Source organism: Streptomyces sp. SID10853, from assembly GCF_010548145.1.
Classification (GTDB): Bacteria; Actinomycetota; Actinomycetes; order Streptomycetales; family Streptomycetaceae; genus Streptomyces.
This window is the reverse complement of sequence record NZ_JAAGLN010000432.1, coordinates 1-2,621: the sequence shown is the minus strand read 5'-3', so window position 1 is coordinate 2,621 and position 2,621 is coordinate 1. Positions and strand designations below refer to the sequence as shown.

The following is a 2,621-nucleotide window of genomic DNA, read 5'->3' as shown; positions in this document are numbered from 1 at the left end:
CCGCGGGTCCGGATCGACGCCGTGCTGGCTCTGCGCCGCGCCGCGCGCGTCTGGCCCCCGCTCGCCGGGCTCCTGGAGCGGCCCGTGCCCGACGTACTGCCGCTGTCCGAGGACGAGTTGTACGAGCTGCTCGGCCCGGCGGCCCCCCGGCTCGCCGCGGCGGGCGTGGCCGTGCACTGGCCGCGGGAGCTGGTCCGGTCGCTGTCCGCGGCCGCGGTCGTCAGACCCGCGCCGGGATCGGCCACCGACGGCACTCCGTTCTTCGACGCGGAACAGCTCTTCTCGTTCAGCTGGCAGCTGGCCGTCGGCGACGACCGGCTGACGGAGGCGGAGATGGACGTCCTGGCCGAGGCCCACCGCCCGATCGTGCGCCTGCGGGACCAGTGGGTCGTCGTCGACCCGGCCCTCGTACGGAAGGCACGGAAGCGGGAGCTGGGGCTCCTCTCACCGGTCGACGCCCTGTCGGTGGCCCTGACCGGCAGCGCCGACGTGGACGGCGAGACGGTCGAAGCGGTCCCGGTCGGCGCGCTCGCCGCCCTGCGCTCCAGGCTCACGTCCGACACCGCGCCGCTGCCGCAGCCCCCGGGGCTGGACGCCACCCTGCGGGACTACCAGCTGCGCGGTCTCGGCTGGCTCAATCTGATGACCTCGCTCGGACTCGGCGGCTGCCTCGCCGACGACATGGGACTCGGCAAGACGATCACGCTCATCGCCCTCCATCTGCACCGCGCACGCCGCGAGCCCACGCTGGTGGTCTGCCCCGCCTCACTGCTCGGCAACTGGCAGCGCGAGATCACCCGCTTCGCCCCCGGCGTGCCCGTCCGCCGCTTCCACGGCACCGACCGCTCACTGACCGGTACCGACGGCGGCTTCGTCCTCACCACGTACGGGACGATGCGCACCAGCGCAGCCGAACTGGCCGGGCACCCCTGGGGCATGGTCGTGGCCGACGAAGCACAGCACATCAAGAATCCCCACGCGGCGACCGCGAAGGCCCTGCGCACCATCCCCGCCCCGGCGCGGGTCGCGCTCACCGGCACACCCGTGGAGAACAACCTCTCCGAGCTGTGGGCGCTCCTCGACTGGACGACCCCCGGGCTCCTCGGGCCGCTGAAGACGTTCCGCGCCCGCCACGCGAGGATCGTCGAGAACGGCGAGGAGGACGGCGCGGTCGAGCGGCTGGCCGGGCTCGTCAGGCCGTTCCTCCTGCGCCGCAGGAAGTCCGACCCCGGCATCGCCCCCGAGCTGCCGCCCAAGACGGAGACCGATCACCCCGTCCCGCTCACCAGGGAACAGGCGTCGCTCTACCAGGCGGTCGTCCACGAGTCGATGGCCGTCATCGAAGCCGGTGAGGGGCTCGGCCGGCGCGCCCAGATCATGAAGCTGCTCACCGCGCTCAAGCAGATCTGCAACCACCCGGCGCAGTATCTGAAGGAAGGCCCCTCCCGCCTCGCCGGACGCTCGGGGAAGCTCGCCCTCCTCGACGAACTCCTCGACACCATCCTCGCGGAGGGCGGCTCGGGCGGCGCCGTCCTGGTCTTCACCCAGTACGTGGCGATGGCCCGGCTGCTCTCCGAACACCTCACCGCGCGCGGCATCCCCTCCCAGCTCCTGCACGGCGGGACACCGGTGGCCAGGCGCGAGGAGATGGTGGACCGCTTCCAGGCCGGCGAGTGCCCCGTCTTCCTGCTCTCCCTCAAGGCGGCCGGCACCGGGCTGAACCTCACCAGAGCCGGCCATGTCATCCACTACGACCGCTGGTGGAACCCGGCCGTCGAGGAACAGGCGACGGACCGCGCGTACCGCATCGGCCAGACCCAGCCCGTACAGGTCCACCGGCTGATCACCGAAGGCACCGTCGAGGACCGGATCGCCGAGATGCTGACAGCCAAGCGCGCACTGGCCGACGCGGTGCTCGGCTCCGGTGAGAGCGCCCTCACCGAGCTGGGCGACGCGGAACTGGCCGACCTGGTGTCCCTGCGGAGGTCCGCATGAGCAGCTGGTGGGGGAACGCCTGGGTGGCCGCCCTGGAAGCGCTGTCGCTCGACGCCGGACGCCTCGAACGGGGCAGGAGCTATGCGGACGGTGGCCATGTGGCCGCTGTGAACGTGGCGCCGGGCCGCATCCTCGCCTATGTGCACGGGAGCCGTCCGCGCCCCTACCGGGCGGAGCTGCGGCTGCGTACGCTCTCCGACGCCGACTGGGACCACTTCCTGGCGGCGGCCGCCGCCCAGCCGGGTCATATCGCCGCGCTGCTCGACAAGGACATGCCCCACTCGCTGGTCCATGCCGCCGCCGAGGCCGGTGTCGCCCTGCTTCCGGCGCCGGGCGACCTCGTTCCGTCCTGCACCTGCCCGGACACCGGCCGCCCCTGCAAGCACGCAGCCGCCCTCTGCTACGAGACGGCCCGGCTCCTCGACGCCGACCCGTTCGTCCTGCTCCTGATGCGCGGCAGGGGCGAGCGCGAACTCCTCGACGAGCTGGCCCGGCGCAGCGCCGCCCACTCCGCACGGGAGCAGCCCGCCGCACCGCCCGCCGCCGGTGTCCCCGCACGGGAGGCACTCGCACCGCACTTCCTGCCGCCACTGCCCCCGCCGCTGGGGGCCGGGCCGTACCCCGGC

At 73.4% G+C, this 2,621-nt stretch carries 2 protein-coding genes; both read left to right on the top strand.

From position 1 onward, the window contains the following. The coding region (locus tag G3I19_RS35960) for a DEAD/DEAH box helicase (protein WP_164267875.1) at positions 1 to 1,995 on the top strand (1,995 nt) is incomplete at its 5' end. After that, on the top strand, positions 1,992 to 2,621 hold a 630-nt coding region (locus G3I19_RS35955), incomplete at its 3' end, for an SWIM zinc finger family protein (protein WP_203601132.1). The genes G3I19_RS35960 and G3I19_RS35955, both read left to right, overlap by 4 nt.